Raw genomic sequence first — 2418 nt, forward strand, 5'->3', positions numbered from 1 at the left:
CGCGCTCCGTTCGACCCAGCCCCGGCGCGCCGCCGCGCCCGACAGCTCGGCCTTGCCTGAAACGCCACGGGATCAACTGAACCGTCGCGTTTTGTGGAGGCGCTGATGCCACGGGAGAATGGAGCAGCGCCTGCACCGAGGAACTACCCGAGGAGTTGCTTGAGCGCGCCACGGTTGGTTGAGGAAGTGATGATGGCCGAAATGCGTCGTTGTCGTTGAACGCAGCGGTCCATCGAATGTAAACATTCACCGCTGGCGGTTTGAGGTAGCGGTGTGTGACGACTCGGCCTGTGGTGCGCGGGTCGTGGTGTGATCGTTTGGGTGCTGCTCAGGTGGGGACGGGGAGTGGCGGGATCCAGGGTCGGCCGGTGAGGGCGTCGCGGATGACGGTGAGTTGATCGAGTCCGTGTTTGGCTGCTGTGGAGAGCACTCCGCGGATCCGGTAGCGGTCTCGGGTTCTGGCCTCGGAGGTGAGCCGTCCGGAGGTGTTCTGTTGGGTTTTCGCGGGGCGAACGTCGCGTTCGGCCTGGTTGGAGGTGGGTGGCACGCGCAGGTCGCCGGCGAAGCGCAGCACGTCGTCCTCCCGGTCGCGCAGCACTTCCAGCAGTGTCCGCCCGACTGGCTGCTTGGTGCGTGATCGGGGGCCGGGGATGCGCCGGACCTGGCTGAGCCCGACCCGCACGCCGTGGCGGAACAGTGAGATCAGCCGGTCGGAGGGGTGCGCGGGTGTCGTGGACGCTGCGGCGTCGCGGGCGAGGTTGGTCTGGTGGATCAGCCCGCGCAGGGCGTCCTGGACCTGCGTCGGCCAGACCTGGTCGGGGTAGGTCTGGGCGGCATCCTCCAGGTCACGCAGGATGTGCTGGCAGCAAAGCTGGTGGGTCAGGTTCCCGACCTCGGGGTGGTCGTAGAGGCTGTAGCGGTCGTGGACCACGACCCCGGTCAGATCGGCCAAGATGAACGCCTTGAACGTGGGCAGGTCCCGGTCGCCGAGCATGTACCAGGTGTAGAACTCGGTGCAGGCGACCAGCAGGTACTTGTCGGCCTTCTTGCGGGCCTTCTTCCGGCCCTGACCCGGCTGCGGTGTGCGCGGTCCGACCCTGATCGGGGTCTCATCACAGCACACCGCGTACGCCAACGTGATCAAGGTACGGATCCGCTGGTCGGTCTGCTCCATGGCGGCCGCGGCCTGGGTGAGCGTGGCGTGCACGAACCCCACCGACGGCGTCGCGCCGGTCAGCGCCTGCAGCAACGCCGCGCACCGGTGCACCGGCAGGGCGTGGGCCACCATCAGATACACACACCACGCTCGAAGGTTCGGCCCGTAGCCGACCCGCCCGCTGCCGGCGCCATCGGGGCGGGCAGCGGTGTGCTCGCGCCCGCAGCCACACCGCACTGTGTGTTGCTCGTACTGGGTGGTGGTGGCCGACACCAGCGGGATCTCGGTCTGCTGGAACCGGTCGCTGACCCCCAGATCACTCGCCCCGCCCAGCTCGGCGCCGCACTCGCAGCGGCCCCCGGGGAACCGGTCCACCTGCTCGTCGGGGTGGGGCCGCCAGTCCAGGTTCGCCCCGGCCGCCCCGCGCTGCTTGCCCCGCTTGCGCCCGCCCCCACCGGCAGGTCGCCCCCCGCTCGGCTCATCGGGGGCGGTCCTGCCCAGCTCGCCGTCCTTCGACGGCGGCATCGACGAGTTGGCGCTGTTGCGCGACACCAACCGCTCCAACCGCTCCAACCGCGCCGCCAGCTCCGTGTTGACCGCACGCAACGCCGCGATCTCCGCGGCCTGGGCGGTCACCAGCGCGATGAGCTTCTCGCGCGACAACCCACCCAGCTCCGACACCTGAGAAGATCATCACAACCGGCGGGCTCAGGCACGCACCCACAGACCCGGCGTGTCGCACCAGAATCAACTACACCACCGAAGATCGTCACGCACCGCAACAGACCGCACCGGCGGTGAATGCTTACCGCGGAGCCTGCCAGGAAGATGATGATCGCGACCTGGAACACGAGCTTGCGGCCGTATTGGTCGCCGAGCTTGCCATACAGCGGTGTGGACGCCGTCTGCGCCAGCAGGTACGCCGTCATCACCCAGGACAGGTGATTCAGGCCGCCCAGCTCGCCGACGACCGTCGGCAGCGTCGTGGCGACGATCGTCTGGTCCAGCGCCACCAGGAACGTCGCCAGCAGCAGCGCGACGAAGATGAAGCCGAGCCGAAACGCTGAGGCGTACCGACCGCAGCCGCCGCCGGCCCCATCGTGGTCGCGGCAAGCCGGTCGATCTGTGGTGGTCGGGCAAGCATCACCACCGCGGTGGGCACGAGGCGATGCCCACCGGGATCGCGGTCTGTGGGGGTACCGTCGAGCGTGTGAGCACAGTGTGGGTGACCGCGATGGTGCTGGTCGCGGTGATGTTCGTCG

Annotated in this window: 2 protein-coding genes; both read right to left on the reverse strand. The window is 68.7% G+C overall.

Annotated features, from left to right (window positions below; translation table 11 throughout):
• Nucleotides 1-328: 328 nt before the first annotated feature.
• Nucleotides 329-1837 carry an IS66 family transposase gene (locus VGJ14_18935; protein ID HEY2834503.1) on the reverse strand — a complete coding sequence of 503 codons (1509 nt, stop codon included), beginning with the start codon at nt 1835-1837 and terminating at the stop codon, nt 329-331.
• A complete protein-coding gene (locus tag VGJ14_18940) occupies nt 1789-2376 on the reverse strand; it encodes an MFS transporter (GenBank protein ID HEY2834504.1) in 588 nt (195 codons plus the stop codon). Before VGJ14_18940 ends, VGJ14_18935 begins: the two co-directional genes overlap by 49 nt.
• Between the last annotated feature and the right edge of the window lie 42 nt (nt 2377-2418).

The organism is Sporichthyaceae bacterium (assembly GCA_036493475.1).
Lineage (GTDB): Bacteria > Actinomycetota > Actinomycetes > Sporichthyales > Sporichthyaceae > DASQPJ01.